The 559-nt window shown below is 37.2% G+C and carries 1 pseudogene; it reads right to left on the bottom strand.

The features are described 5' to 3' along the window. Nucleotides 1–559, bottom strand: a pseudogene (locus tag ACUU1I_RS21095) (tape measure protein); the annotation flags it as partial.

The following is a 559-nucleotide window of genomic DNA, read 5'->3' as shown; positions in this document are numbered from 1 at the left end:
ATCCCGTTAATCTCATCAGTGCTTAAACCCATTAGTCGGGATGTACCAATCACATTAGAAAATAAGGATTCTTTCTGGTCTGCATTCATATCACCAGCACCAGCGGAAAACTTAGCAAAACTGCTAAATGTTTCAATCTGGTCTACACCACTACTATCAGCAAGATTCTTAACAAATTCTGTAGCTCGTTTAGCACCTTCATCACCTAAAACGAATTGTGCCGCTCGTTGTGATGCTTCTTTTTTCAGACCAATCTCCATAACCTTCCTATAAGCTTCTAAGGCTGTCTGAAAACCATAAATGGCTGTACCTGCTTTGATTGCACTTGTAGCTAATACATCCAGACTATTTGAAGCATTTTCACTGTAATTATTTTTGCTGGTGGTCTTATTAAACTTAGAAAGTGTTTCACGAAGAGATTGATTTAATTTTGCTAACTCACGATTAAAAGCTTCGTTTCCAAGTGTCTTGGATTTACTGCTTAAGCTGTAATACTGGCTTTTAAAATACTTCTCAAGCATAGGATTAAAGTCACGAAGCTTGCTCATATTCACTCTAT

The organism is Shigella sp. SIG3 (genome assembly GCF_053555855.1).
The sequence above is the reverse complement of the archived record's forward strand: the minus strand, read 5'-3'. Positions and strand labels throughout refer to the sequence as shown.